Here is a 21,172-nt window from a genome sequence, read left to right as displayed (position 1 = left end):
AAAAGCGGAAATGCACCCGAGTGTGCTACTCAATAAACGCAGTCGCGGCGGCAACCAGCCCGGCGGGCATCTCAATTCCCAGCTCCTTGGCCGTCTTTAGATTAACAACAAGTTCAAACCGCACTGCTTGAGAGTACGGGATGTCGCCCGGATTGGCTCCTCGAAATATTTCGACGATCTGCGCTGCCTGCCTGTGAATGACAGACTTGAGGTCGGAGCTATAGGTCATCAGTCCGCCTGCTTCCGCAAAATCACGGTATGGGTAAATGGCGGGAAGTCGCATCTGCTGGATCAGCTGAACCAGGAGGGGCTTTTTAGGAAGATGCACCTGCCCCTCATCCGAAAGGATCAATCCGTCCAGTTGACCTCGCTGGAGCGACGAGAATGTGCTCCGGAATTCAGCTTCGCCATATGGGCTGCTGACGGCACCCAGCACCAGGGAAATCCCCATCCTTTGTGCCGCGTCGCGCACCGCTTGGCCACCTGCGCCCGTCCAAGCTCCTTCCGATGACACGAAAACGACATTGTGCATTTTGGGAACAGCGCTGGAAAGCAATTCAAGGCGCTTGGCCCAGACTTCGACTCCGGCGTCCACGCTCACACCCGTGACATTGCCGCCGGGACGGGCGAGATTCGAAACCAGCCCGAACCGAATTGGGTCGCCCGTTGCCGCAACGATGGGGATAGTCGTCGTCGCCGCTTTGAGGCGAAGAGTCATCGGCGTTCCCTGGCAGGCAATCACATCGGGTTTTGTGTCAACCACCTCGCGTGCAATCTCTTCGAGACGTCCCGGCTGAAGTTGCCACCGGTCGACAACGAGATTTCCACCTTCGACGTAGCCGAGGCGCTGCAGTTCTTCCAGGAACGTTGTCGAATTTGGCTCGCGTCCGATCCTCATGTCTTCGACTTTCGCAGAGCTAATGACCGCAAGACGCTTCTTCGTGGCGGGCTGCTGCGCTGAGGCATTTCGCATGGCCGGCGCGAACATCGCGGTGACAAACAAGAAGTCGCGGCGCTTCATGAATCGCCTCCAAGGATCAGTGCATCGTCCTCGTCGCATTCCCGAGCTGAAATAGAAATGTCATTGAAGCCAACAGTGCGGGGATTTTGGGGTCAATGTCCCACTGGTCGATTCCGTTGATTATGTTCCCCGTGTGCCTGCGATGCCACACGTCCGAATTCGGTCGTAACCCTTCGATGACAGCAGCGGGACAACTTCCACTTGCCCTCCGAAGCCAGCCCGAACAGCAACTCTACGACGCACCGAAATCCTTCGGCGTGAAGGTGAGGTCGAGCACCTTCCATTCCTCATACTTGTCCGCCGGCAGCATCTTGTAGGGTTGGCAAGCCAGGAGCGCGCTCTTGGCTGACTGCAGCATGGCCAGGCCCTTCGCCGGCGATGCGCTGGCCTCGACCAGGATCGGCTCACGCGCCAGTGTGCCGTCGGTGGCCATCACCGTGCGCAGCTTGATGTGCACCTTGTCGGTCGGCGCCACTTCGGCCGGCAGTTTGGTGCAGCTTCGCAGGTGGCGGCGAAACTCCGCGACGATTTCGGGCGCAAGCTTGGCTGCGCCCGAGTCCTGGGCAGCGCCACCATCGTCCTTCGACGCGTCCTTGGTCGCGTCCTTCGGCGCGGCCGGCAGCTCCGGAGGCAGCCCCAGCATCACGCCGTATTTGAGGGTGACGTCGGGCTCCGGCGGAATATAGGCCGGGGCCGCAGCTTGCGGCGGCGGTTGCTGCGCGGGCAGCGGCCTCGCTTGCGCTTGCGGCTGAGCGTTGGCCTCGCGCTGTTTTGGCGCCGATGCCGGCTGCGGTTGTTGTCGCTGCGGTTCGGGTGACGCCTTCGGCATGGGTGATGGCGTTGGTGCCGGCGCCGACGGCTTGGCCGGCTGCGCGGCCGCCTCCGCCTTGTCGGCGAGATCGAGCTTGGGCAGTTTCAGGTCGAGGGGCGGCTCCGGCGCCTTCTCCTTGACCTGTTCCTTCGCCTCCTCCTTGGCCACCTCCTCCTTCAACTGCTCGGGTGTGACGATGTCGACCGTAACCGTCTCGGTAGGCGCGGCGTGAAACGGATGGACCTCGCTGATCAGGATGATCAGCCCCACCAGCGTCAGATGCGCGATCGCTGATGCCGCAATGTCCGTCCGTATGATGCGCCGCGGTTCCATCGCCAGATATTCGGTTGCCGCTCTGGTCCTAGCATACCGGATCGGGCCCTCAATCCCATTTCGGCGCGAAGCCGAAATCGGTCAGCCGCCCCTTCGGGTTGGCGAGTGCAAAGATCTGCTGCATCTCGTCCTCCGACAGCTCGAAATCGAAGATTTCGATGTTCTCCGAGAGCCGTTCGATGCGCGAGGTGCGCGGGATGGCCGAGACGTTCTGCTGCACCAGCCAGCGCAGGCAGATCTGCGCCGGCGTTTTGCGATGGGTGCGCCCGATCTGCGCCAGCGTCTGGTCCGTCTTGATGCGCCCCTTCGCGATCGGGCTGTAGGCGACCAGCGCAAGCCCATGGCTGTCGCAGCCCGCCCTCACCTTCGCCTGGTCGAGATAGGGATGATACTCGACCTGGTTGCAGGCCAGCGGCTCCGGACACAGCGCAACCGCCTCCTCGATCAGCGCCACCGTGAAATTGGAGACGCCGATATGCCGCGTCAGGCCCATCTTCTTCGCATGCGCCAGCGCGCCCAGCGTCTCCGCGAGCGGCACATGCGGATTGGGCCAGTGCAGCAGCAACAAATCGACCGCGGGAAGCCGCAGCCGGACCAGGCTCTCCTTGACCGAGCGCTCCAGATCGTTCGGCGCAAAGTGGTTGGTCCAGATTTTCGTGGTGAGGAAGATATCGTCGCGCCGCACGCCGGAGGCGCGCACGCCGTCGCCGACCTCGCGCTCGTTCTCATAGACCTGCGCGGTATCGATGTGGCGGTAGCCGAGCCGCAGCGCCTGCTCGACCACGCGCGCGCAGGTCCGGCCGCTCAGCTCCCAGGTTCCGAGCCCGATCGCCGGGATTTTTGCACCATTGGCTTCGACGAACAGCATGAGGAATCCCTCGCCTTCGCTGGCCCCGTCGCATTATGGACCGGGCCAATGGAGCTGCCAACCGAGGCGGCCGCAACCGGAGAGGGATTCACGGCAAGCCCTTAATCGGGCCTTGATCAGCCCTTGGCGAGCGCCTGAAACACCGTATCGGGCGCATGCGCGATGACTGCGAGAAGCGCCCGGGCGGGTCCGCGCGGCGCGCGCTTGCCCTGCTCCCAATTGCGGATGGTCTCGACGGGCACGCCGAGCTTTGCCGCGAACTCCATCTGGGTGAGACAGGCGCGGCGACGCAGGTCGCGCACTTCGAGCGAGCCGCCTTCACCGGAGGCGGCGGCAGGAAGCGGAAATTCCTGACCGTCCCGCAGCTCCACGATCCGTCCGTCCGCTTTCAGCCGTAGCCGCATGTTCATCCCCAAGTGCGCGGGCATGATGCGTCAGGTCGCTTAAGTTCGGATTAACGATAGGCTGGCGCGGCTGGATTACGCTGCGCTCCATCCGGTCTCCAGTGCCTACCACACACTCCGGCGTCATCCTGAGGTGCGAGCCTTGCGATGCGCTGGCATCGCAAGGTGAACCTCGAAGGATGGGCCACGGGCACTCGCGGCCCATCCTTCGAGGCGCGCAAGGGCGCGCACCTCAGGATGACGGTTGAGTTTGTGGAGACGGAAGGTCGTAGCCTACTTCAAGCCGAACCACAGCGTGGCGATGCCGAGGAAGGAGAAGAAGCCGACGACGTCGGTGACCGTCGTGACGAAGGTGCCGGAGGCCACGGCCGGATCCGCCCTCACCCGCTCCAGCCCCATCGGGATCAAGATGCCGCCGAGCGCGCCGGCAACGAGATTCACGATGATCGCGAGCCCGATCACCATCCCGAGCCCGGGGATCTTGAACCAGGCCACCGCCGCAATGCCCGTGATCACGGCAAAGGCGAGGCCGTTGACGAGACCGACCAGCCCCTCGCGGATCACCACGCGCCAGGCATTGCTGGCGCCGAGCTCGCGCGTCGCCAGCGCCCGCACCGCCACCGTCATTGTCTGGGTCGCAGCGTTGCCGCCCTGGCTCGCGACGATTGGCGCGAGCACGGCGAGCGCCACCATCTTCTCGAGCTGGCCCTCGAACAGGCCCAGCACGGAGGACGCAAGGAACGCGGTCGCAAGGTTGACCAAGAGCCAGTTGAAGCGGCCGCGCGCGATCGTCAGCACGGTGTCGGAAAGCTCTTCGTCGCTGGTGACGCCGCCGAGCGCCTTCAAGTCCTCGGCGGCCTCTTCCTCGATGACGTCGACGACGTCGTCGACCGTGATCACGCCGACCAGCCGGTCCTGGGTGTCGAGCACGGGCGCAGCCACCAGATTGTACTTGCCGAACATGCGCGCCACCTCTTCCTGGTCCTCCAGGACGGAGACGCGGCGGCGATCCTCGTCGGTGAGGTCGGTGAGCGGCACCGGCCGGCGCGCGCGCAGGAGCACGTCGAGCGGGACCGCGCCGAGCCAGTGCCGGTCCTTGTCCACGACGTAGATCTCGTAGAAGCGGTCGGGCAGATCGGGCGTGTCGCGCATGTAGTCGATCGCCTGACCCACGGTGAAATCCTGGGGCACCGCGATGAACTCGGTTTGCATCCGCCGGCCGGCGGAGTTTTCCGGATAAAGCAGGCTGCGCTCGAGCGCGACGCGCTCCGATGGCGGCAGCTTTTCCAGGATCTCTTCCTGCTCCTCCTCGTCGAGGGTCTCGAGCAGCTCGACGGCGTCATCGGATTCGAGCTCGCGGACACCCTCGGCGACCGTCTCCGCCGGCAGTTCCTCGAGGATCTCCTCGCGGACGGTTTCGTCGACCTCGTTCAGCGCCGAGAAGTCGAAATCCCGGCCGGTCAGCTCGACCAGGCGGACGCGGTCGTCGGGCGCGAGCGCCGCGATCAGATCGCCGAGATCGGCCTCGTGCAACTCGGCGACGATGGCCCGCAGCGGCGCCGCGTCGCCGGCCCCGATCGCACGGGCAACTTCCTCGACGAATTCGTGACGAATTTCGCCATCTTCATTGCGCATCGGAACGTGGTCGAGTACCGACGTCTCGGCGGAGGGGGCAACGTCCATTTGCTCGTCCATGGCGCGCCTCGCCGTTTGACAGATTGGATCAATTCATTTGAGCTGTGGGTTCAGGCAATACCCACAAGGCAACGTCGAGTGCAATGACAAAGATGCGTCCGCAGATCCGGCCCCTGATGCTTGCTAGCGCGATGATCGCAGCGGTCGCCGGCGTGACATCCGCCGCTTCTGCCGACTGCCCGCGCAAGGATGCGCTGGGCACAGCGCGCGTCCTCACAGTCGATCCCAAGGCTTTTCCGCGCGTCGGGACGAAGAGCTTCCCGCAGACACTGCCGCTCGCCGATCACGAGGTCGTGCTGACCTTCGACGACGGCCCGCATCCGCCGACCACGGCGAAGGTGCTGGCGGCGCTGGCGCAGGAATGCGTGCGCGCGACCTTCTTCTTGATCGGCCAGAGCGCGGCGGAGCATCCCGACATGGTGAAGCGGATCGCGCGCGAGGGCCACACGATCGGCCATCACTCGTGGTCGCACCCGTTGATGTCGAAGATCGGCTTCGAGCAGGCCAGGGACAACATCGATCGCGGGATCGCGGCCGACGAGATGGCGCTGAACGGGGCCTCGACATCGACACCCTCGACACCGTTCTTCCGCTTCCCCTATTTCGAGTCCACGCCGGCGACGCTCGACCTGCTGCAATCACGGGGCATCGCCGTGTTCGGCGCCGATCTCTGGGCGAGCGACTGGGAGGAAATGACCCCGGAGCAGCAGTTGAAGCTCGTGACGGAACGCCTCAATGCCGCCGGCAAGGGCATCATCCTGTTCCACGATCCCAAGGCGCGGACGGCCGCCATGATGCCCGCGTTCCTGCGCCATCTGCGCGAGAACGGTTATCGCATCGTCCACATCGTCCCGCCCGGCCACGCGCAGCGGAACGCCGACGCCGGCCGTTGACGCCGGCAAAGATGCCGGAATGTCACGCCGCGGCAAAATGCGGCGAAAATGAGCCAATTAAGGCTCTGTTCATGCTAGGCCGTGCAATCATAGCGGCTCCGCGGGCCTGAACCGCCATGGGCCGCTTTTAGACCAACGTTCGGACATAACGCGGATCGGGTGCGAGGCTATTTGGTGATTCATGATCGGTAGTGGAGTTGGGACACGATCCTGGATCGGTCTTTGCCTCGGACTGGTGACCGCTTCGACGATTGCCAGTGCGACGGCAACGGCGGCGGACTGCCCCGGCAATCCGGGCGCGCTCGGCACCTCCCGCACCCTCGTGGTGGATCCACGCGAGCATCCACTCCTCGGCACGATGCAGTACCGCGAGACGCTGCCGCTCAGAGACCATGAGGTCGTCCTGACCTTCGACGACGGTCCGCTGCCGAAATACAGCTATCAAGTGCTCAAGATGCTCGCCGACGAGTGCATCAAGGCGACCTTCTTCATCATCGGCAGCCAGGCCAAGGCCAATCCGGACGGCGTGCGCAGGCTGGTGGCCGCCGGCCACACCGTCGGCACGCACAGCATGAATCATCCGCTGACATTCGACAGGATGCCGATCGAAAAGGCCGAGGCCGAGATCAATGGCGGCATCGAGTGGACGCAGGCGGCGATGACCGATCCGTCGGCGCTGGCGCCGTTCTTCCGGATTCCCGGCCTGATGCGCGCCGAAGGCGTCGAAAATTACCTCGCCTCGCGCGGCATCCAGGTGTGGAGCGCCGACTTCCCTGCCGACGACTGGCGGCATGTCTCCTCCGACCGGGTCTATCAGCTCGCGATGCAGCGGCTGGAAGCCAAGGGCAAGGGCATCTTGCTGCTGCACGACATCCAGGCACGCACCGTCGCGGCGCTGCCCAAGATCATCCGGGACCTCAAGGCGCGCGGCTACCGCATCGTGCATGTGGTGCCGGCGACCGCCGACCGACCGGCGACGCCGACCGAGTCCGTCGAATGGCTGATGCGCCCGCCGTCGGAGACCGTGCCGATCGCGCGCTGGCCAAGAGTCCCGAACTTCGTCTTCGCCCGCACCGAGATGCTTCCGGCCCCGGCGCTGGCCGATTTGAACACCGAGCTGCCGCGCCCGGTCGCGTTATCGCGCCATATCGCGGCCCAGGCGAGCGCGCCGATCTTGCCGGTGCCCGGGCGCGACATCTTCGAGATCCCCGAGAAATCCTTGGCCGTGCTGATGGCGTCCTCCTCCCGGCGCACCGCGACACGGCTGGTGTCGGCCGAGCCGGCCGCGGCCCCGCTCACGCCGAGCCCGAAGAACGGCAAGGGCAAGGGAAAGGCCCGTGCGAAGACCGCCGCAGCCACCCCGCACGGCGCGCAACCGGCGCACGGCGCCGCTTCGAAGCGCCCGGCGCAACGCCACGCCGCGACGCCAAAGCCGACGCGCGTTGCCAGCCTGAAGAAACGGCAGCAGTGATCGAGCTGGTCGTTTACCTGGTCAGGATCTTGGCGACGCAGAGCAGCACGATCAGCGCCATGAAGAACAGGTCCATATAGGCCTTCAGCTCGCCGTCGCGCCGCAGCTTCGCGACGTCGGTCACGACCTGCTTGCGCACATTGGTCCCGCCGGAGCCGTCGTTGATCGGCGCCTGCAACCTGCGGGCTTCAGCCTCGAGCTTCTCGATCTTCTGGTAGAAATAGAATGAGCGCAGCGTCGAGACCGCGCGCATCGCGCTGTAGACCAGCACCAGGATCGCGAGAATCGCCTTGTTCTCGTACTTCTCCAGGACATTCAGGCTGAAATAGACCACCGCCAGGAACAGGAAGTTCGTCAGGAAGCGGTAGACGAAGCTTAGAAAGACCATGCTTGCTCCAGCCGGGAATGGTGCAACGGTTTGAGCGTTTGCGAATTGCGGGATTGTCGGTCGCAAGCCGGAACGGCCGGCCTGAACGCTGCGCGTGCTGGTCTACGCCAACATTGTTGCAGCAAGGAGTAAAAGTGCCTCTGCGTGATGCGGCGTCGGTTGCGCGGCGCGCAGTGCGCCTTTTAGCCTCGCACGGGCATAATGCAAGGGATCGCGGCCAGCCGGCGGCGGCGACGTTGTCCGGATGCGGACGCCGCAACGGCTCAATGGAGATTGGGTCCAACTCGCGGTAGAGTGACGGCCGCCACCTATGTGGGGTCTGCCGATGTCGAAGAAGGGAATCACGGGCCACGACGAATGGGTCCTCACCGAGGCCCTGGCGACGGCCCTCGTCGCGCTGGAGCAGCTCGCGCCCAAGCACCAGCCGCAGGCGCATATGGAGGACATCCGAAAACTGCTTTCCAACGGCAAGGAGCCGGCCACTGTGAGCCTGCACCTCGCGCAGGCCAAATGCCGCCTGTTCCCCGACCAGGATCCGCTGGATATCTACAAGGAATACGGCATCGGCGACGAATACGGCTGAGCGGCCGACGGCCAAGCCCTTCGTCTTCAATGTCAGGAATTTCGAGGCTGGTGCGCTCGGACGGCGGCGGTATTTGCTTCGATTTCAACGCCTTGCCGAGATGGATAACGAAACCAGGTGCATTTCCCGCCGCGCTGCCTTGAAACTTCGACACAGCGGAAGTTGCGAGGCATCTAACGTTTTTGGCCATCTTCCGCCAAACCCATTTCCTTTGTGATCCATCTTGTAAAGGTGCGGACCGAGCGCCGATGCTTGGTTTGCGGCGGACAGACGAGATAGTGCCCGACATAGGACGGATCGCTCGCGCGGCCGGCCAGGGGCGCCACCAATTTGCCGGTGGCAAGTTCACGCTCGGCCAGCAATGTCGATTCCAGTGTCACGCCGAGACCATCGACGGCCGCGGCAATTGCCATGAAGCTGCGATCGAACCGAAACCCGCCAGGGCTCGGGGCCGAAAGGCCGTTCATCGCGAACCAGGCATTCCAGCGAACCCGCTTCTGCTCGCTTTCGATCAGCGAGTGCTTCAGCAGATCGGCCGGCTCGCGGATGGCGCCGGCAAGCGAGGGGGCGCACAAGGGACGCACGATTTCCTCGCCAAGCGGCAGAACGGCCATGCCTTCCTGGCGCGGAGGTCCATAGCAAATGTCGAGGTCGAACTCGTCGTTGCGAAAATGGGGATAGTCCGTTCCTGCCGCCAACCTCACTTCCAGCTCGGGATGCTTTTCGATCAGGCCTCGCAGCCGGGGCATCAGCCATTGCGCCGCCAAGCTCGGCGCACAATGAATCCGCAAGAGATTGGATGAGCGTGCGCTGGCAACCTCAAGCCCATTCCTCAGCTCATCAAAGGCGCCGGACACGCGCCGCAACAGCTCTTCGCCCGCCTGATTGACCAGCATTCTACGCCCGTCACGTTCGAACAGCGTCGTCCCGATCTGCCCTTCGAAGTCCCGGATCGCGTGGCTGACCGCGCTCGGCGTCAGCCCGAGCTCGCTCGCGGCCGCGCGGAACGATCCGCTGCGTGCAGCCGCCTCGAAAACCCGGAGAGAGCGAAGGGGGAGCGGAGCCATGCGACAGGTGAACACAATTCACCTGTTAGTGCAAATTTCGCGTATTTTCGTGGTCTCTGGCCTCAACCATATTCCCCGCCAATCGAAACAAAATTTCTCGGAGGGAATATGCTTTTGGCCGGCAAAACCGCGATCATTTCCGGAGCGGCCGGTGAGCGCGGCATCGGCTTCGCCACCGCAAAGACGTTCGCTGCCCAGGGCGCGCGCGTCGCGATCCTCGATCTCGATGGCGCCGGCGCAGCCAGAGCGGCCAGCGAACTCGGCAAGGAGCATCTCGGCCTCGCCTGCAACGTCACGGACAAGGCCGACTGCGAACGTGCCGTGGCCGATGTGCTCAAGGCCTTCGGCCAGGTCGACATTCTCATCAACAATGCCGGCATCACCCAGCCCGTGAAGGTCTGGGATATCACCGCTCAGGACTGGGACCGCATCCAGGACGTCAACCTGCGCGGCGTGCTCTATCTCTCGCAGGCGCTCATGCCGCATATGCGCGCGCGGAATGCAGGCTCGATCGCCTGTATGTCCTCGGTCTCCGCACAACGCGGCGGCGGCATTCTCGGTGGCGCGCACTATTCGGCCGCCAAGGCCGGCGTACTTGGCCTCGCCAAAGCCATGGCCCGGGAACTCGGCCCCAACAACATCCGCGTCAATTGCGTCACGCCCGGCCTGATCGTCACCGACATCAACATCGGCAAGATCGCGCCTGAAAAGGAGAAGGAGATTCTCGCCGGCATCCCGCTCGCCCGCCTCGGCCGGCCGCAGGACGTCGCCAACATCTTCCTGTTTCTGGCTTCCGAACTGTCGGCCTACACGACCGGGGCCGTGATCGACGTGAACGGCGGCATGCACATTCACTGACGACGCGGAGGGGACGAGCCATGGCCGGAGCCGACTTGCGAACCAATGAACCGACGCTTGCGGAACGCGCATATCGCGTCCGCCGCAATGCGCTTCGAATGGGTGAAGTTCAGGGACAGGGCTACATCGCCCAGGCCCTCGACATCGCCGACGTGCTGGCCGTCGCCTACTTCCATGCGATGCGCTACCGCCCGGAAGAGCCGACCTGGGAGGAGCGCGACCGCTTCCTGCTGTCGAACGGCCACTATGCCATCGCGCTTTATGCCGCGTTGATCGAGGCTGGAATCATTCCCGAGGCGGAGCTTGAGAGCTACGGGTTCGACGAGAGCCGGCTTCCGATGTCCGGAATGGCCTCCTACACGCCGGGCATGGAGATGTCGGGAGGATCGCTGGGACTTGGCCTGAGCATCGCCGTCGGCATGTGCCTCGGCTTGAAGCGCAAAGGCTCCAGCAGCCGTGTCTACACACTGTTCTCCGATGGCGAGCTCGACGAAGGCTCGAAATGGGAAGCAATGATGTCGGCAGCACACTACGGGCTCGACAACCTCATCGCGATCGTCGACGTCAACAATCAGCAGGCCGACGGCCCCTCCACACAGATGATGGGCTTCGAGCCGCTCGCGGAAAAAGTGCGGGCGTTCGGCTGGTTCGTGCAGCGCATCGACGGCAACGACCTCGATGCCGTGGTTGCCGCGTTCGACGCCGCCAAGAAGCATGAGGACGCGAAGCCGCGCATGATCATTGCGGACACTCTCATGGGCAAGGGCGTGCCGTTTCTGGAGGCCCGCGAGCGCAATCATTTCATGCGCGTCGATCAGCACGAGTGGCAGCTGGCGCTGCAGGCTCTCGATGAAGGGAGGCGCGCGTGAAGGCGACCACTGGGACCGCGACCATGCCATCCAAGCCTCGCCTCACGACCTCGGCCATGATCGCCTCGATCGCTGCCGAAGGGCAGCGGACAAAGCCGGCGCCGTTCGGCAATGCGCTCGTCGAGCTCGCACGCACGCGACATGACATCGTCGGCATGACCGCCGACCTCGGCAAGTATACCGACCTCCACGTGTTCGCGAAGGAATTCCCGGACCGCTACTATCAGATGGGCATGGCCGAGCAGCTCCTGTTCGGCGCTGCATCGGGCATCGCGGCCGAAGGATTTACCCCGTTCGTCACGACCTATGCCGTCTTTGCGGCTCGCCGCGCCTACGATTTCATCCACCAGACGATCGCGGAGGAGGACCGTAACGTCAAGATTGCCTGCGCCCTGCCCGGCCTCACGTCGGGATATGGACCAAGCCATCAGGCGGCGGAAGATCTCGCGCTGTTCCGCGCCATGCCGAACATGACGGTGATCGATCCTTGCGACGCGCACGAAATCGAGCAGGTCGTGCCGGCGATGGCGAGCCACCAGGGTCCGGTCTACATGCGACTGTTGCGCGGACAGGTCCCGCTCGTGCTCGACGAGTACGGCTACAAGTTCGAGCTCGGCAAGGCGAAGTTGCTGCGCGACGGCGCGGACGTGCTCTTCGTCTCCTCGGGGCTGCTGACGATGCGCGCGTTAGAGGCTGCCAAGCGTCTCGAAGCCGACAAGATCCAGGCCGCGGTACTGCATGTGCCAACCATCAAGCCGCTCGATACCGAAACGATCGTGGAGGCATGCCGCAAGGCCGGACGCCTCGTCGTCGTCGCCGAGAACCACACCGTGATCGGGGGGCTGGGTGAAGCGGTGGCGAGTGCGCTGATGCGTGCGCGCGTCCATCCCGCATTCCAGCAGATCGGCTTGCCCGACGAGTTCCTCGCCGCCGGAGCGCTGCCGACATTGCACGATCGCTACGGCATCTCGACGGAAGCGATATGCGCTGCCGTCAAAAGTTGGCTGTGAACCGGCCGCCTTCTCACGAACGACACCAACAAAAAATCCAAGGGAGAACGAAATGACCAAGCAATCCAAGACGGGCCTGAGCCGACGCGTCGTGCTGGCGGCAGGTGCATCGATCCCGTTCGTATCGATCCTCTCGCGACGCGGCGACGCGGCCGAATTCACCCTCAAATTCGCGACCGGACAGGATCCGTCGCATCCCGTCAACAAGCGGGCACGTGAAGCGATCGACCGCATCAAGGAAGCGACCGGCGGGCGTGTCGAGATCAATCTGTTCCCGGCCAACCAGCTCGGCTCCGACACCGACCTGCTGGGCCAGATCCGCAATGGCGCCGTCGACTATCTGAACATCGGCTCCTCGGTGCTCGCAACGCTCGTCCCGAGCGTCGGCATCGTGAATACCGGCTTCGCCTTCTCCTCCTATGACGAGGTCTGGAAGGCAATGGACGGCGAGCTCGGAAAATTCGTCAAGGCCGAGGTCGAGAACGTCGGTGTCCTCCAGGTCTGCAAGTCATGGGACAACGGATTCCGGCAGCTCACCTCGTCTACCCGCGAGATCAAGACGCCGGACGATCTGAAGGGCTTCAAGATGCGCGTTCCGGCGGCGCCCATCCTCACCGGCCTGTTCCAGGCCCTCGGTGCCGGGCCGACGCCGATCAACTTCAATGAGGTCTATTCCGCCTTGCAGACGAAGGTCGTCGAAGGACAGGAGAATCCGCTGGCGATCATCGCGACCGCGAAGCTCTACGAGGTGCAGAAATACTGCAGCCTCACCAGCCACGTCTGGGACGCCTACCTCATCCTCGGCAACCGTCGCTCCTTCCAGCGCTTGCCGGCCGATGCTCAGGAGATCGTCACGCGCGAATTGAACAAGGCGGCGGACGCCGAGCGTGCGGACATTGCTGCGCTCTCGAAATCGCTGCGCGACGAGCTCGCGGGCAAGGGCTTGCAGTTCGTCGAGGTCGACAAGGCTGCCTTCCGCGCGTCTCTCGCCAAGACCAGCTTCTACAAGGACTGGCGCCAGAAGTTCGGCGACAAGGGCTGGACCCTGCTCGAACAGGCCGTGGGTCAGCTCGGATGACCGCCGAGACGCTGTCGGGAGAAGCGGCCGCGCCCGTATCGAGCCTGGCCGCTCCGTTCGATCGGGCGCTCGCGCTCCTCACCGAGCCGCTGGCGGCCGTCGTGGTCGTGGCCGAAATTCTCGTCCTGCTCACCGGGGTGATCGCGCGCTTCGTGTTCAATCATCCGCTGACCTGGTCGGACGAGCTTGCCTCGATCATGTTCCTGTGGCTCGCCATGCTGGGCGCGGCCATCGCACAGCGGCGCGGTCAGCACATGCGCATGACCGCACTCGTCGGAATGTTCTCGGGATGGCTGCGTGGCCTGCTCGAGGCCGCCGGGTCCGCTGCGCCCGCGCTGTTTCTGCTGCTGGTTCTTCACCCGGCGTACAATTTCGCTGAGGATCAGACCTTCGTTCATACTCCGGCCCTCGGTCTCAACGACGTCGTCCGTGCCGCGGCTTTGCCGGTCGGTATCGTGCTCATGCTGGCGGCCAGCCTCGTTCGCTGTGCCGATCGCGGTTGGCGCGACCTCGTGCTTGCCATCGCGGTGATCGCAGCGCTGGCCGGCCTGCTCTATGCGCTTGGTCCCTGGATGCGGGGGATCGGCAACTGGAATCTCGTCATCTTCTTCGCCTTCCTGCTCGGACTCGGCGTGCTTGCCGGCGTGCCGATTGCGTTTTGCTTCGGGCTGTCCACGGTCTCCTATCTCATGCTGACCACGACGACGCCGCTCGAGGTGATTCCGGGGCGCATCGACGAGGGCGTCAGCTCGCTGATCCTGCTGGCCGTGCCTCTGTTCATCCTGCTCGGCTATCTGATCGTCATGACGCGCATGTCGACCGCCATGGTCAACTTTCTCGCCGCGCTTGTCGGTCATGTCGAGGGCGGTCTGGCTTACGTCCTGCTGGGCGCCATGCTGCTTGTCTCGGGCATTTCCGGCGCCAAGACGGCCGATATGGCGGCCGTCGCGCCGGTGCTGTTTCCGGACATGAAGAAGCGCGGCATTCACGAGGGTGAACTGGTATCGCTGCTCGCGGCCTCCGGCGCCATGGCGGAAACCATCCCGCCGTCGATCGTGCTCATCATCATCGGCTCGGTGACCGGCGTCTCGATCGCGGCGCTGTTCACCGGCGGCATCCTGCCGGGCGTCGTGCTTGCGCTGGCGCTCGCCATCATTGCGCGTCGCCGTATGGCGGAGGGATCCGACGCCGAGCGCGGCGTGACGACCATGCGTGAAATCGGCCGGACATTCGTGATCGCCGTACCGGCCTTGCTGCTGCCGGTCATCATTCGTGTTGCCGTCATGGAAGGCGTGGCCACCGCCACCGAGGTCGCCACGATCGGTATCGCATATGCAATCGTCATCGGCATTCTCGTCTACCGCTCGTTCAACTGGCGCGAGCTCTATCCCGCGCTCGTCGGTACGGCGGCACTGGCAGGCACGATCCTGTTCATCATCGGCGCTGCGACCTGCATGTCCTGGGCGCTGACGCAATCGAACTTCTCGCATGCTCTGGCGGCGGTCCTCGCGCAGGCTCCCGGCGGCAAGTACGGCTTCCTGATCGGCTCCATCGTTCTGTTCATTGTGCTCGGCAGCGTCTTGGAAGGTATCCCGGCCATGGTGCTGTTCGGCCCGTTGCTGTTTCCGGTCGCCAAGCAGCTCGGCGTGCACGAGGTGCACTATGCGATGGTCGTCATCCTGGCTATGGGCATCGGCCTCTTCGCTCCGCCATTCGGGCTCGGCTACTACGCCGCATGCTCGATCGGTCGGGTCGATCCGAATGCAGGCTTGAAGCGGATCTGGAGCTATCTCGCCGCGCTGGTTGTCGGATTGCTCGTCGTGGCCTTCGTTCCCTGGATTTCTACCGGTTTTCTCCCGTGATGCGCCGGATGCGCGTCTGACAGTTGCGGCCGCGGCAGGAGCCGCGCCGTAAGAAAATGGTGCCTTGCTTATGTCGGCTGATGCCCCCGCGGACTTCGCCCCTGCATGTCCAGTCGGCGAGATGGACGAACGTCTCGCCCATGCGATCCGCTTCCTCGCGGTCGATGCCATCCTGAAGGCCGGCGAAGGTCATCAGGGGGTTCCGCTCGGCATGGCGGAGATCGCCACGGCACTGTTCATGCGCCATCTAAAGTTCAACCCGAAGGACCCGCTTTGGCCGGATCGCGACCGCTTCGTGGTCTCGAACGGCCACGGATCGATGCTTCTTTACGCCTTGCTCCACCTCACCGGCTACGAGAAGATTTCTCTGTCGCAAGTACAATCCTTCCGCGAACTCGGTTCGCACTGTGCCGGACATCCCGAATATGATCCTGCGGCCGGCATCGAGACGACGACGGGGCCGCTCGGTCAAGGCATCGCCAACGCTCTCGGCATGGCGATCGCCGAGGCTCGGTTGCGGGCGCGTTTCGGCGCCAAAATCGTCGATCACATGACATACGCGTTCGTCGGTGACGGATGCCTGCAGGAAGGAGTGGGTCAAGAGGTCATTTCGCTTGCCGGACACCTGCGTCTCGGCCATCTCGTGTTTCTCTGGGACAACAACGAGATTACAGACGACGGCGCGACATCCCTCAGTATCTCCGAGAACGTGGCCGAACGTTTTCGGGTTGCCGGCTGGCATGTCCTGGAGGTCGACGGGCACGATATCGAGGCCGTTAGCGAGGCGCTCGCGGAAGCACGAAAGGACGATCGTCCGTCGCTGATTGCCTGCCGTACCACGATCGCGAGAGGTATCCGGCGCCTCGAGGGCCAGCGAGGCGGGCACAGCGGCAAGCTGTTTGACTCCGATCGCGACGAGATGGCGGTATCGCTGACCTGGCCCGCGACACCATTCGCCGTTCCAAACGAAGTGGCCGCAGCCTGGCTCGATGCGGGCACTCGCTCGAAGGCTGAATACGACGCCTGGCAGCGACGCGCCGCGACCTTGGACGGCTCGGATCAAGCGTCGTTCAGGCGAGCCATGGTGGGACGCCTTCCGGAAGGATGGCGCGACGTGACGTCCACTTACAAGGCGCGTTCGATCGTGGAGCGAAAACCGGCCTCCTCAATCGAGACCTCGGGCGAGGTCGCGAGTGCACTCTATGATGTCATCCCCGATATCATGACGTGCTGCGCCGATCTCGAGGCGCCGACCAACCACAAGCGTCAGCTCGCAGCCTTCACAGCCGGCGACAACCGCGGCCGCTACGTCCATTGCGGCGTGCGCGAGCACGCGATGGGGGCGCTTGCCAACGGCATGGCCGCCCATGGCGGCGTCATTCCACTGGCGGTGACCTATCTTGCTTTTGCCGACTACGAGCGTCCAGCGATGCGGATGGCGGCGCTCATGGGCCTGCCTGTCAAATTCATCTTCAGCCACGACTCGATCGGGATCGGCAAGAATGGCCCGACCCATCAGCCGGTCGAGATCCTCGCCTCGCTACGGGCAATGCCGAACATGCTGGTCTTCCGGCCGGCCGATGCTGCCGAGATGGCGGAATGCTGGGAGATCATGCTCGAGCACACCACGGGGCCGGTCTCGCTCGTCTGTGCCCGGCAAACGCTGCCGCAGCAGAGATCCGATGCAAGTCGTGAAAACTCCTCGCGACGCGGGGCCTACGTCCTTGCTGAAGCTGAGGGGACCCGCCGCGTTACGCTGCTCGCAACGGGTTCAGAAGTGGCCTTGGCCATCGGGGCGCGAGCGATCCTGCAGGCCAAGGGTATTCCGACGGCGGTGGTATCCATGCCGTGCTGGGAGCTATTCGAACTACAGGACGAGAGTTATCGCGCCTCCGTCCTGGGCCCCGGCACTGCCAGGGTGGGAGTTGAGGCCGCGATGAAATTTGGTTGGGAACGCTGGCTCGGCCACGATGGCGCCTTCGTCGGCATGACCGGTTTCGGCGCGTCCGGCCCGGCCGACGCACTCTACCGACACTTCAACATCACGGCTGATGCGATCGTTAGGGCTGCATTGGCCCTCCTCTAGCTCAACCGCGCCGTCGCGGATTCCCTGGGAGACGAAATCATGAAGGCCGCCGAGCCCGCACGCATTGTATTTCTCGACCGCGATACGATGCCTGCCGATATCCGCCTTCGTCCCTTCGCATTCCCGCACCAATTGCTTGAATTCGGCGCTACCGAGCCGGATCAGGTTGCCGAGAGAATTTCGAACGCGGACATCGTCATCACGAACAAGGTGCCCATACGGTTCGCCGAACTGAGCTCGGCACCGAAATTGCGATTGATCGCGATTGCGGCCACCGGCTCCGATGTCGTCGATGTCAGGGCTTGTTCGGATCGCGGTGTCGCCGTCTGCAACATTCGCGGCTACGCGGTCAACACCGTGCCCGAGCACACTTTCGCGCTCATTCTCGCGCTGCGTCGCAGCCTGACCGCCTATCGTGATTCAGTGCGCGCGGGCCGTTGGGCCGAATCCGGGCAGTTCTGCTATTTCGACCACCCTATCAACGACCTCTCAGGCGCCACGCTCGGAATCATTGGCGACGGCGCGCTCGGCCGCGCGGTTGCGGACATTGGAAGAGCCTTCGGAATGCGCACGCTGTTCTCGTCCTACAAGGGCGTAGCCGGCATGGGCCCGCTCTACACGCCATTCGAGGACGTGCTGCGACAGAGCGATATCATCACGTTACATGCGCCCTTGATGCCGCAGACACGCAACATGATCGCGGGGCCCGAATTTGCGCTGATGCAGCGCAGGCCGATTCTGATCAATACCGCGCGGGGCGGCCTCGTCGACGAGGTCGCCCTCGGCCAGGCGCTTCGCTCCGGCCAGATCGCCGGAGCAGGCTTCGACGTGGCGACCGTCGAGCCGCCACAGGCCGATCATCCGCTGATGCAACTGGCCGGCTTGCCGAATTTCATTCTGACGCCGCATGTTGCCTGGGCCAGTCGGGAAGCCGTTCAAACGCTCGCCGATCAGCTTGTCGATAATGTCGAGGGATTTTGGAACGGCACGCCAAAGAACATGGTGGCCTAGGCGTGAAGCCGGACAACGAAAACGATTTTCGTGTCAATGGCTTACGTCTTTGGTGCGCTCGGAGGGACTCGAACCCCCACGATTTTACTCACTGCCACCTCAAGGCAGCGCGTCTACCAGTTCCGCCACGAGCGCTTTGGGAAGCCGGCTATAAGGCTTGAGGCCTGCCGGATCAACGGCGCCGATGTAACAAATCGATCAGAGGGGTACAAGCCTGCCGAGGCCTCGAATTCCACAAGCTTTTCGAGGCGGTTCCGGTCCCTGCCCGGCCGTTTCAGAGCTCACGTTCCGATAGAATCGGAACGGAAGCTCTAGATTGCTATTTTGACGCGTTTTCTTGACGCGAACCGGTTTGCCCAACTCGCTGGAAAACGCTCTGGCTAGCGGGTGCCCGGGGAGCGCGGCAGCATCTGCTTGACCTCGACCGCGATCCGGTTGCGGTCGACCAGCACGACGCCGCTGGCCACCGGCAGGTTATTGGCCAAAACCTTGACCTCGTCGGCCTCGGTTGCGTCCAGTTCGATGATGGCGCCGCGGGAAAGACGTAATACCTGATGGATCGGCATGGTGGTGGTCCCGAGGACCACCATGAGATCCACGGTGACTTTATCGAGGGTGGACACTACGGCACCGCCACAACTTGAGACTTTCGCATTTGCTCCCGCAATGATCACCACGTTATGGTTAGCCAATGGTTAACGACCGCCAACACCTCGATTTGACATCGTTTTCGGCCTCCGACGGCACCCCCGTGGAATGGCGGATTTCGGACGCCCCCGTGCCCTATCCGGAGGCCGTGGCGGCCATGGAGGCGCGGGCGGCGGCAATCGCGGCGCGCGAAGCGGCGGAGCTGGTCTGGCTGCTCGAGCACCCCCCGCTTTATACCTCCGGCACCTCGGGCAAGGCCTCCGACCTGCTCGATCCCCGATTCCCGACCTTCGCGACGGGGCGCGGCGGCCAGCTCACCTATCACGGCCCCGGCCAGCGGGTGACCTATGTGATGCTGGACCTCAAGCGCCGGCGGCCGGACGTCCGGGCCTATGTCGCAGGTCTCGAAGAGCTGATCATCCGGACGCTGGCCGCCTTCAACGTCCGTGGCGAACGCCGCGAGGACCGGGTCGGAGTCTGGGTTAGGCGGCCGGACAAGGGCCCCGGCCATGAGGACAAGATCGCGGCGATCGGCGTCAGGCTGAAGCGCTGGGTCTCGTTCCACGGTATCGCCATCAATGTCGAGCCGGAGCTGTCGCATTTCGCCGGCATCGTACCTTGCGGCGTCGCCGATCCCCGCTATGGCGTCACCTCGCTGGTCGATCTCGGCCATCCCGTCACCCTGGCCGATGTCGACGTCGCGCTCCGGCAGGCTTTTGAGGAGCTGTTCGGCCCGACAAAGGCGCTGCTGCCGGAAGCGGCGATCTGAATCCCGTCAGCAGTTCGTCTTTAGAAAATCCACGAAAGCACGGACCCTGGGAATGGCTTGCCGCCCGGGCAGGATCAGCGCGGTGATCGGCTGCGGATCGGCGTCGTGGCAATGCGACAGCAAAGGCACCAGCCTGCCCTCCTGCAAGGCTTCTTCGCCCAGAAAATCGCCGAGGCGAATGAGACCCGCTCCCGCCAGTGCGAGGTCGAGAAGCAGTTCGGCGCTGTCCGACCGGATCGTCCCGTCGACGGGAATCGCCACCGGCTTGCCGTGCTCGAACATGGGCCATTGCGCAAGCCGCGCGTAGCCGCTGAGCTGGAGGCAATTGTGCCGCATCAGATCGGAGGGCTGCTCGGGCACGCCATTGCGTTCGAGATATTGCGGGCTGCCGACGATGATGCGCCTGATCTCACCGAGGCGCACCGCGATCAAGTCGCTGTCGGCGAGCGGGCCGACCCGGATCGTCACGTCGATCTGCTCGCTGATCGGATCAATGCGATGGTCACTGACCCCGAGATCGATCCGGATGTCCGGATATTGCGCCATGAACTGAGGCAGCCTTCGCGCAAGCCGCCGGCGTGCGAACGCAGTGCCGCTGTTGACCCGGATCGGCCCGCGCGGGCGTCCGTGCACGGATGCAACGTCAGCCTCGGCAGCCTCGACTGCCGCCAGAATGCTTCGTGCGTGAGCCAGAAAAGTCTCGCCTTCCTGCGTCAGGACGAGCCGCCGGGTTGTCCGGTGCAGAAGCGCCACCCCGAGGCGGCGCTCCAGCCGGGTCACGATGCGGGAAACGCCGGAGGCGGTCAGACCCGTCTCGGCGCCGACCGCAGCAAAACTTCCGAGATCGACGGTACGGACAAACGCGCTGAGATCGGGGATGGGGTGCGATGGCATATTCATGACTGCTGGGAATGATTGCTTCTCTATATCGAGATTTATATCCGTTTTCAGCATGAATAAGGTGAGCAAGACCCCCGGAGCCCCCAATCCATGCCTCTCGCCCGCATTTCCGTCCCCGCTCAGCTCCCGATTGAACGGGTCCACGCGCTCGCCGACGCTGTACATGAGGGCCTCGTCGAGACCTGCGGCGTCCCGTCCAACGATCGGTTTCAGCTCGTTTGCCGTTACGCGCCCGGCATGATGTTGATTGACCCGGCCTTCCCCAATGTCACGCGCACGGCGGAGGCATCGATCGTCGAGATTCTCTTTCTCGAGGGACGGTCGATCGACCAGAAAAAGCGTCTGTTCCGGTCGATCGCAGAGCGCGCCGTCAGTGCCGGCTTCTCCGGAGACGACATCATGATTGCGCTCACCGAAAACGCGCCGGTGGACTGGTCGCTCGGCCGCGGCCTCGCTTTCGGCGACCACCACGAACCGCTGGCAACGGTGCCCGTTATCCCGTGACACGCGACCTTTGACGACAGCGCCACGGGACCGTACCGAGCTC

Annotated in this window: 21 protein-coding genes and 1 tRNA gene; 12 read left to right on the top strand and 10 right to left on the bottom strand. The window is 63.9% G+C overall.

What is annotated here, in order from left to right; all coding sequences use genetic code 11:
- Positions 1-25 precede the first annotated feature (25 nt).
- The 5 genes from JQ632_RS19380 to mgtE all read right to left on the bottom strand — a co-directional run bounded on the left by JQ632_RS19380 (position 26) and on the right by mgtE (position 5,132).
- On the bottom strand, positions 26-1,021 hold the full coding sequence (locus tag JQ632_RS19380) for an ABC transporter substrate-binding protein (protein WP_212404165.1): 996 nt from the start codon (positions 1,019-1,021) through the stop codon (positions 26-28).
- Between the two features lie 232 nt (positions 1,022-1,253).
- Complete coding sequence (locus JQ632_RS19375; protein ID WP_212404164.1) at positions 1,254-2,165, bottom strand: hypothetical protein; 912 nt, start codon at positions 2,163-2,165, stop codon at positions 1,254-1,256.
- 49 nt (positions 2,166-2,214) lie between these two features.
- Positions 2,215-3,033: an aldo/keto reductase gene (locus tag JQ632_RS19370; protein WP_212404163.1), complete on the bottom strand. Its 819-nt coding sequence runs from the start codon at positions 3,031-3,033 to the stop codon at positions 2,215-2,217.
- A 116-nt stretch (positions 3,034-3,149) separates the two neighbouring features.
- Positions 3,150-3,443 carry a DNA-binding transcriptional regulator gene (locus JQ632_RS19365; RefSeq protein ID WP_212404190.1) on the bottom strand — a complete coding sequence of 98 codons (294 nt, stop codon included), beginning with the start codon at positions 3,441-3,443 and terminating at the stop codon, positions 3,150-3,152.
- Between the two features lie 267 nt (positions 3,444-3,710).
- Entirely contained in the window at positions 3,711-5,132 is a 1,422-nt protein-coding gene (gene mgtE / locus JQ632_RS19360; protein WP_212404162.1) for a magnesium transporter, read from the bottom strand.
- Positions 5,133-5,248: 116 nt separating this feature from the next.
- Here mgtE and JQ632_RS19355 point away from each other — a divergent pair, with 116 nt between their 5' ends.
- Positions 5,249-6,025 (top strand): polysaccharide deacetylase family protein, encoded by a 777-nt coding sequence (locus JQ632_RS19355; protein ID WP_212404189.1) that lies wholly within the window; start codon positions 5,249-5,251, stop codon positions 6,023-6,025.
- A 181-nt stretch (positions 6,026-6,206) separates the two neighbouring features.
- Complete coding sequence (locus JQ632_RS19350) at positions 6,207-7,496, top strand: polysaccharide deacetylase family protein (RefSeq protein ID WP_212404161.1); 1,290 nt, start codon at positions 6,207-6,209, stop codon at positions 7,494-7,496.
- Positions 7,497-7,509: 13 nt separating this feature from the next.
- Here the strand turns inward: JQ632_RS19350 and JQ632_RS19345 are convergent, their stop codons facing one another.
- On the bottom strand, positions 7,510-7,884 hold the full coding sequence (locus JQ632_RS19345) for a hypothetical protein (protein WP_212404160.1): 375 nt from the start codon (positions 7,882-7,884) through the stop codon (positions 7,510-7,512).
- Positions 7,885-8,209: 325 nt separating this feature from the next.
- On the opposite strand from JQ632_RS19345, the gene JQ632_RS19340 reads away from it, so the two are divergent.
- On the top strand, positions 8,210-8,467 hold the full coding sequence (locus JQ632_RS19340; protein WP_212404159.1) for a hypothetical protein: 258 nt from the start codon (positions 8,210-8,212) through the stop codon (positions 8,465-8,467).
- A gap of 173 nt (positions 8,468-8,640) precedes the next feature.
- Here JQ632_RS19340 and JQ632_RS19335 read toward each other — a convergent pair whose 3' ends face one another.
- Positions 8,641-9,534 carry a LysR substrate-binding domain-containing protein gene (locus tag JQ632_RS19335; RefSeq protein ID WP_212404158.1) on the bottom strand — a complete coding sequence of 298 codons (894 nt, stop codon included), beginning with the start codon at positions 9,532-9,534 and terminating at the stop codon, positions 8,641-8,643.
- 108 nt (positions 9,535-9,642) lie between these two features.
- On the opposite strand from JQ632_RS19335, the gene JQ632_RS19330 reads away from it, so the two are divergent.
- The 7 genes from JQ632_RS19330 to JQ632_RS19300 all read left to right on the top strand — a co-directional run bounded on the left by JQ632_RS19330 (position 9,643) and on the right by JQ632_RS19300 (position 18,308).
- On the top strand, positions 9,643-10,392 hold the full coding sequence (locus JQ632_RS19330) for an SDR family NAD(P)-dependent oxidoreductase (protein ID WP_212404157.1): 750 nt from the start codon (positions 9,643-9,645) through the stop codon (positions 10,390-10,392).
- A gap of 20 nt (positions 10,393-10,412) precedes the next feature.
- Complete coding sequence (locus JQ632_RS19325; RefSeq protein ID WP_212404156.1) at positions 10,413-11,261, top strand: transketolase; 849 nt, start codon at positions 10,413-10,415, stop codon at positions 11,259-11,261.
- Positions 11,262-11,284: 23 nt separating this feature from the next.
- Positions 11,285-12,271, top strand: a complete 987-nt coding sequence (locus JQ632_RS19320) for a transketolase family protein (RefSeq protein WP_212404188.1) — start codon at positions 11,285-11,287, stop codon at positions 12,269-12,271.
- Positions 12,272-12,323: 52 nt separating this feature from the next.
- Entirely contained in the window at positions 12,324-13,349 is a 1,026-nt protein-coding gene (locus tag JQ632_RS19315; protein ID WP_212404155.1) for a TRAP transporter substrate-binding protein, read from the top strand.
- Positions 13,346-15,211: a TRAP transporter large permease subunit gene (locus JQ632_RS19310; protein WP_212404154.1), complete on the top strand. Its 1,866-nt coding sequence runs from the start codon at positions 13,346-13,348 to the stop codon at positions 15,209-15,211. Before JQ632_RS19315 ends, JQ632_RS19310 begins: the two co-directional genes overlap by 4 nt.
- Positions 15,212-15,332: 121 nt before the next feature.
- A complete protein-coding gene (tkt, locus tag JQ632_RS19305; RefSeq protein ID WP_212404153.1) occupies positions 15,333-17,297 on the top strand; it encodes a transketolase in 1,965 nt (654 codons plus the stop codon).
- Between the two features lie 39 nt (positions 17,298-17,336).
- On the top strand, positions 17,337-18,308 hold the full coding sequence (locus JQ632_RS19300; RefSeq protein ID WP_212404152.1) for a D-2-hydroxyacid dehydrogenase: 972 nt from the start codon (positions 17,337-17,339) through the stop codon (positions 18,306-18,308).
- 50 nt (positions 18,309-18,358) lie between these two features.
- Here JQ632_RS19300 and JQ632_RS19295 read toward each other — a convergent pair.
- Positions 18,359-18,443 (bottom strand) — tRNA-Leu (locus JQ632_RS19295).
- 245 nt (positions 18,444-18,688) lie between these two features.
- Positions 18,689-18,931: a FliM/FliN family flagellar motor switch protein gene (locus tag JQ632_RS19290; protein ID WP_212404151.1), complete on the bottom strand. Its 243-nt coding sequence runs from the start codon at positions 18,929-18,931 to the stop codon at positions 18,689-18,691.
- Between the two features lie 68 nt (positions 18,932-18,999).
- Between JQ632_RS19290 and lipB the strand changes: the two genes are divergently transcribed.
- The gene (lipB, locus tag JQ632_RS19285) at positions 19,000-19,725 is read left to right on the top strand and encodes a lipoyl(octanoyl) transferase LipB (RefSeq protein WP_212404150.1); all 726 of its coding nucleotides are present in this window, start codon (positions 19,000-19,002) and stop codon (positions 19,723-19,725) included.
- A 6-nt stretch (positions 19,726-19,731) separates the two neighbouring features.
- Here lipB and JQ632_RS19280 read toward each other — a convergent pair whose 3' ends face one another.
- A complete protein-coding gene (locus JQ632_RS19280; protein ID WP_212404149.1) occupies positions 19,732-20,790 on the bottom strand; it encodes a LysR family transcriptional regulator in 1,059 nt (352 codons plus the stop codon).
- Here JQ632_RS19280 and JQ632_RS40085 point away from each other — a divergent pair.
- Positions 20,716-21,129 carry a tautomerase family protein gene (locus tag JQ632_RS40085; RefSeq protein ID WP_283817685.1) on the top strand — a complete coding sequence of 138 codons (414 nt, stop codon included), beginning with the start codon at positions 20,716-20,718 and terminating at the stop codon, positions 21,127-21,129. The genes JQ632_RS19280 and JQ632_RS40085 overlap by 75 nt on opposite strands.
- The last annotated feature ends 43 nt before the right edge of the window (positions 21,130-21,172 follow it).

It is taken from the genome of Bradyrhizobium liaoningense, from assembly GCF_018130955.1.
Lineage (GTDB): Bacteria > Pseudomonadota > Alphaproteobacteria > Rhizobiales > Xanthobacteraceae > Bradyrhizobium > Bradyrhizobium liaoningense_C.
This window is presented reverse-complemented; position numbering and strand designations above follow the sequence as displayed.

Bases quoted from the DNA above. Each gene is read 5' to 3' on its own strand.
- JQ632_RS19380 (WP_212404165.1), bottom strand. From the start codon at position 1,021: ATGAAGCGCCGCGACTTCTTGTTTGTCACCGCGATGTTCGCGCCGGCC.
- JQ632_RS19375 (WP_212404164.1), bottom strand. From the start codon at position 2,165: ATGGAACCGCGGCGCATCATACGGACGGACATTGCGGCATCAGCGATC.
- JQ632_RS19370 (WP_212404163.1), bottom strand. From the start codon at position 3,033: ATGCTGTTCGTCGAAGCCAATGGTGCAAAAATCCCGGCGATCGGGCTC.
- JQ632_RS19365 (WP_212404190.1), bottom strand. From the start codon at position 3,443: ATGAACATGCGGCTACGGCTGAAAGCGGACGGACGGATCGTGGAGCTG.
- mgtE (WP_212404162.1), bottom strand. From the start codon at position 5,132: ATGGACGAGCAAATGGACGTTGCCCCCTCCGCCGAGACGTCGGTACTC.
- JQ632_RS19355 (WP_212404189.1), top strand. From the start codon at position 5,249: ATGCTTGCTAGCGCGATGATCGCAGCGGTCGCCGGCGTGACATCCGCC.
- JQ632_RS19350 (WP_212404161.1), top strand. From the start codon at position 6,207: ATGATCGGTAGTGGAGTTGGGACACGATCCTGGATCGGTCTTTGCCTC.
- JQ632_RS19345 (WP_212404160.1), bottom strand. From the start codon at position 7,884: ATGGTCTTTCTAAGCTTCGTCTACCGCTTCCTGACGAACTTCCTGTTC.
- JQ632_RS19340 (WP_212404159.1), top strand. From the start codon at position 8,210: ATGTCGAAGAAGGGAATCACGGGCCACGACGAATGGGTCCTCACCGAG.
- JQ632_RS19335 (WP_212404158.1), bottom strand. From the start codon at position 9,534: ATGGCTCCGCTCCCCCTTCGCTCTCTCCGGGTTTTCGAGGCGGCTGCA.
- JQ632_RS19330 (WP_212404157.1), top strand. From the start codon at position 9,643: ATGCTTTTGGCCGGCAAAACCGCGATCATTTCCGGAGCGGCCGGTGAG.
- JQ632_RS19325 (WP_212404156.1), top strand. From the start codon at position 10,413: ATGGCCGGAGCCGACTTGCGAACCAATGAACCGACGCTTGCGGAACGC.
- JQ632_RS19320 (WP_212404188.1), top strand. From the start codon at position 11,285: ATGCCATCCAAGCCTCGCCTCACGACCTCGGCCATGATCGCCTCGATC.
- JQ632_RS19315 (WP_212404155.1), top strand. From the start codon at position 12,324: ATGACCAAGCAATCCAAGACGGGCCTGAGCCGACGCGTCGTGCTGGCG.
- JQ632_RS19310 (WP_212404154.1), top strand. From the start codon at position 13,346: ATGACCGCCGAGACGCTGTCGGGAGAAGCGGCCGCGCCCGTATCGAGC.
- tkt (WP_212404153.1), top strand. From the start codon at position 15,333: ATGGACGAACGTCTCGCCCATGCGATCCGCTTCCTCGCGGTCGATGCC.
- JQ632_RS19300 (WP_212404152.1), top strand. From the start codon at position 17,337: ATGAAGGCCGCCGAGCCCGCACGCATTGTATTTCTCGACCGCGATACG.
- lipB (WP_212404150.1), top strand. From the start codon at position 19,000: ATGGTTAACGACCGCCAACACCTCGATTTGACATCGTTTTCGGCCTCC.
- JQ632_RS40085 (WP_283817685.1), top strand. From the start codon at position 20,716: ATGCCTCTCGCCCGCATTTCCGTCCCCGCTCAGCTCCCGATTGAACGG.
- JQ632_RS19280 (WP_212404149.1), bottom strand. From the start codon at position 20,790: ATGTACAGCGTCGGCGAGCGCGTGGACCCGTTCAATCGGGAGCTGAGC.